At 73.6% G+C, this 4765-nt stretch carries 1 protein-coding gene; it reads left to right on the top strand.

Features of this window, described 5'->3' with window-relative positions; all coding sequences use genetic code 11:
* The coding region (locus A7A76_RS20810) for a beta-ketoacyl synthase N-terminal-like domain-containing protein (protein WP_206413098.1) at nt 1-4765 on the top strand (4765 nt) is incomplete at both ends.

Here is a 4765-nt window from a genome sequence, read left to right as displayed (position 1 = left end):
GCGGCGACGATCGCGGCGCCGGCGATGCTCTCGCGCCGCCAGCGCCGCCGCTTCCTGCCGCTGCCGGATGCGACGCCGCCAGCCGCCGCCGCGCCGGCAGCGGCCAACGAACCCATCGCCATCGTCGGCCTCAGCGGCCGCTATCCGCAGTCGCGCGATCTCGACGCGTTCTGGCGCAACCTGCGCGACGGCCGCGACTGCATCGAAGAAGTCCCGGCCTCGCGCTGGGACTGGCGCGAGCACTACAGCGACGATCCTGCCCGCGACGGCGCCCACCGCAGCAAGTGGGGCGGTTTCATCGAAGGCGCCGACGAGTTCGATCCGCGCTTCTTCAACATCGCCCCGCGCGAAGCCGCCTCGATCGACCCGCAGGAACGATTGTTCCTGCAGCACGCCTGGATGGCGGTCGAAGACGCCGGCTACACCCGCGCCAGCCTGCAGATCGCGCCGGCGCCGGGGCAGTCCGGGCAGCCGGGACAGGTCGGCGTCTATGCCGGCGTGATGTACGGCGAATACAACCTCTCCGGCAGTCTGGCCAGCATCGCCAACCGGGTGTCGTGGTTCCTCAACCTGCATGGCCCCAGCCTGACCCTGGACACCATGTGCTCGTCGTCGCTGACCGCGATCCACCTGGCCTGCCAGGACCTGCGCCTGGGCCGCACCCGCGCCGCCATCGCCGGCGGCGTCAACCTGAGCATCCATCCGAACAAGTACCGCATGCTCAGCGGCGGCCAGTTCCTGTCCGGCGACGGCCATTGCCAGAGCTTCGGCGAGGGCGGCGACGGCTATATTCCGGGCGAAGGCGTCGGCGTGGTCGTGCTCAAGCGCCTGTCCGACGCGCAGCGCGACGGCAACCACATCTACGGCCTGGTGCGCGCCAGCGCGCTCAATCACGGCGGCAAGACCAACGGCTACACCGTGCCCAATCCGCAGGCCCAGGCCGACGCGATCGCGCGCGCGCTGGCCGAGGGCGGGGTGGATCCGCGCCGGGTCGGCTACATCGAAGCGCACGGCACCGGCACCAAGCTCGGCGATCCGATCGAGATCGCCGCGCTGACCCGCGCGTTCCACGCCGACAAGCCTGCGCACGAGCGCGACACCGGCTATTGCCTGATCGGTTCGGCCAAGTCCAACATCGGCCATTGCGAATCCGCCGCCGGCGTCGCCGGCGTGACCAAGGTGCTGCTGCAACTGCGCCACAAGCAGATCGTGCCGTCGCTGCATTCGGCCCGGCTCAATCCGCATATCGATTTCGCCAGCACGCCGTTCGTCGTCAACCAGGCCCTGCGCGACTGGCCCGCGCCGCAGGTCGACGGATCCGCCGCGCCGCGCATCGCCGGGGTGTCGTCGTTCGGCGCCGGCGGGTCCAACGCGCATGTGCTGATCGAGGAATACATCGCGCCCGCGGCGCCGGCGCAGACGCCCGGCACCGTGCTCGCGCCGCTGTCCGCGCGCACGCCGGCGCAGTTGCGCGAACGCGCGCAGGCGCTGGCGGATTGGCTGGACGAGGCCGGCGAGGGCATCGATCTGGCTGCGCTCGCGCATACCCTGCAAAGCGGGCGCGAGGCGATGGAAGAGCGGCTGGCGATCCTGGCCGGCTCGGCGGCGCAACTGCGCGAGCGGCTGCGAGCCTGGCTGGACGGCCGCGAAGCTGCCGGCGTCCACAGCGGGCAGGTGCGCAGCCACCGCGACGAGCTGGCCGGATTCGAAGCCCAGGCGCCGGAGCGCCAGCGCGAATGGGCGCAGCGGCGCGATCTGGCGGCGCTGGCGGCGTGGTGGGTCAAGGGCCTGGAGGCGGACTGGGCGCTGTTCGCGGGCGCACACGCGCCGCGCCTGCTGAGCCTGCCGGCGTATCCGTTCGCGCGCGAACGCTATTGGAACGACCCGGTCGCCGCGGCGCCTTCCGCGGCGCCGGCGGCCCTGCATCCCTTGCTGCACGCCAATACTTCAGACCTGCAGCGGCATGCCTACAGCTCGCGCTTCGCTGGCGAGCCCTGGCTGCGCGCCGGCGACGATGGCGAGCCGGCGGTTCCGGCGCTGCTGGCGCTGGAGATGGCGCGTGCGGCGCTGTCCCTGGCCGCGCCCGACGCGAACTGGGAACTGCGCGACTTCGCCTGGGGCGGAGCGCCGGCCGCGGGCCCGGCGCGGCGTCTGCATACGGTGTTGCTGCCGCACGATGCGCAGCGCGTGGATGTGGAGATCTACAGCGAGCGCCACGGCGACGACGAACGTGTGCATGCGCAGGTGCAGGCGCACCGCTCCGAAGCCGCGGCCGACACGCTCGATCCGGTCGCGCTGCGCGCCGGCTTGAGCGAGAACCCGCGGGCGGTGGGCGAGGGCATCGCGCGCTGGCATGAAGGCGACGGCCGGTGGCTGCTGGAATTGCAGGCCCACAATGCCGACGCGGCCTTGCTCGGGCCGCGCGCCGCCGCGGCCTTGGAAGCCGCGTTGCGGCGCATCGGCGGCGGTGCGCCGCAACCGGTGCGCCTGGATGCGTTGCAGACCGGAAGCGCGCGCGGCCCGCTCGCGTTCGTCTCGCTGCGGCGCGACGGCGCGGGCCGGTTCGATCTGGATCTGTGCGATGCGCAAGGCCGTCTGGCGTTGCGCTGTCTCGGCCTGGAATGCGCGTTCGCACCGCTCGCTGAATCCGTTGCACCGACGCAGGTTGCACCGACCGTCGACGCACCGGCCGCGCCGCAGCAAGCGCTCGCGACCAGCACGCTCGCCGACGAACCGCGCGAAATCGCGTTGCCCGAGTTGGCGGACGAATCGGCGCAGGCCATCGCCGCCAGCGCGCCCGCTTCGCTAGCCAAGCCCACCGGCATCGTCCTGCTCGCCAGCGCGCCGGTCGCGGCCGAACCGCCGCGGCTCAAGGCGCGCATCGCCCTGGCTGCGCCCGGCGCGGCGGTCGCTTCAGTCGCGACCGCTCCGGTCGCCGCCCACGCGCGTTTGTTCGCGCTGGGCGAAGGCGTGTTCCGCATCGAGCTGCAGCGCGGCGATATCGGCGCCGCCGCGGCCGCGCTGGCGCAGGCGCTGCGCCGTATCGCCGCCGAACCCGACGCGCGCGCGGTGCTGCTGCAGGCGCCGACGGGCGCGATCTGGCACGGCGACGACGAAGCGGTGCGCGCGCTGGCCCGGCACGGCGCGTTCGCCGCGCTGGCCGAATGCGCGGCGCCGGTGATCGCCGCGCCGGGCGACGGCGCGACCGGGGCCGGACTGTTGCTGGCCGCGGCCTGCGATTTCATGGTCGGCGGCGAACAGGCCGTCTATACCTATGCGCAAGCCGACGCGGACGCTTTCCCGCAGCCCGCCGAAGCCCGTTTCTTCCAGGCCCGGCTCGGCGCGCCCCTGGCACAGGCACTGCTGTACCGCGGGACGACGCTGCGCGGCGCGCAGTTCAAGACGCACGGCTGGGCCGCGCGCACGGTCGCTTCGGATGAAGTCGCGGCCAGCGCGCTGGAACTCGCGCAACGCCTCGCGCGCGGCCGTCAACCGGCGCTCGGCCTGCTCAAGCGTCATCTCCACCGGGATTTTGCCGACGCGCTGGCCGCGATCGGCAGCGCCGCGCCCGCGACCGAAATGGCCGCCGCGCCGCGTAGCCTGCATCTGGAGGCTGCTGACGCCGCGACGCTGCACGCGGCGCTCGAGGCCGAACTGATCCACGCCGCAACCCAGGCGCCGTGCGCGCTGGTGTTGAGCGGCTCGCTGCAGGCCGAAGCCGGCGACGACGAGCCGGCCTGGACCCGCATCGCCGCGCTGCTGCGCGACTACCCGGCGCCGACCGTGTATGCGCTCGACGGCGAAGGCGAGGGCGCATCGTGGTGGCTGGCGCTGCATTGCGACAGCGCGGTGTTCGCGCCCGCGCGCCGCTACGGTTGCGGCACGCTCGCCGGTGGCTTGCTCGACGCCGCCGCCGAGCGCGCGCCGCGTCTGCTGGGCGCGCAGGCCGGCCGCGAGCTGTGCCTGAGCGGCGAAGCCTGGACCGGCGCGACCCTGGCCGAGCGCCAGCCGGCGCTGGCCTGCGCCGAAGAGCCGCGCGCGTTCGCGCTCGAACTGGCGCAACGCTGGAGCCGCTGGCCGGCCGCCGCGTTGCGCGGCTGGATCGAGCTGCGCGCGCACGCCGCAAACGATGGCAGCCAGGCCGGCGAACCGGACCGGCCGCACAACGGCACGCCCACGCTGCCGCTGAGCACGCCCGCGCTGAGCGCGCGCCTGGACGCCGACGGCGTGGTGACGATCGAATTGCACGACCGCGAGGCCCGCAACATGTTCTCGGCCGCGCTGGTCGACGGCCTCAAGCGCGCCTTCGCCGCCATCGCCGCCGAGCCTTCGGCGCGCGCGGTGCTGCTGTGCGGCTACGACAGCTACTTCGCCACCGGCGGCACCCGCGACACCTTGCTGGCGATCCAGGAAGGCCAGGCCCGCTTCACCGACGAGACCGTGTTCCAGGCCGCGCTGGAATGCGCGCTGCCGGTGGTCGCCGCGGTCCAGGGCCACGCCATCGGCGGCGGCTGGGCGTTCGCGATGTTCGCCGACCTCGCCGTGCTCAGCGAGGAAAGCCGCTATCTGAGCCCGTACATGGGTTACGGGTTCACTCCGGGCGCGGGTTCGACCCTGGTGTTCCCCGCGCGCATCGGCCACGACCTCGCGCGCGAAACCCTGCTCGGCGCCGGCGAAATCGCCGGCGGCGAATTGCGCGAACGCGGCGTCGCGCTGCCGGTGGCGCCGCGGCGCGAGACCGTGGCCCAGGCGCTGGCGCTGGCGC

Origin of the sequence: Lysobacter enzymogenes (genome assembly GCF_017168095.1) — a bacterium.
Lineage (GTDB): Bacteria > Pseudomonadota > Gammaproteobacteria > Xanthomonadales > Xanthomonadaceae > Lysobacter > Lysobacter enzymogenes_D.
This window is presented reverse-complemented; position numbering and strand designations above follow the sequence as displayed.